We start from the raw sequence: 234 nt of genomic DNA, 5'->3' as shown, positions 1-234 counted from the left end.
GGCGTGTCGCGCCATTCCCGCCGAAAGAGATCAGCCGACGACCGCCACGTCGGGAGACGTGACGTCGATCGTCGAGGCATCGGGGTTCTTCACGAGCGCGGCGGAGAGTGCGAGCGCCTTCAACCCCGAGTCCTCCTGTCTCCCCCACACGACCGTGAGGCCGGAGTCGAGGGTCAAGGTCACGTCGTCCGCCGTCGGGGCCCGCCCGCCGGTGTGTGGCTTGCGGATGTCCGC

The 234-nt window shown here is 69.7% G+C and carries 1 pseudogene; it reads right to left on the bottom strand.

What is annotated here, in order from left to right:
* Positions 1-30 precede the first annotated feature (30 nt).
* Positions 31-234: pseudogene (locus tag KVS71_RS19010) on the bottom strand (cell division protein); the annotation flags it as partial.

It is taken from the genome of Microbacterium sp. GbtcB4, assembly GCF_019091465.1.
GTDB classification, from domain to species: Bacteria; Actinomycetota; Actinomycetes; order Actinomycetales; family Microbacteriaceae; genus Microbacterium; species Microbacterium paraoxydans.
This window is presented reverse-complemented; position numbering and strand designations above follow the sequence as displayed.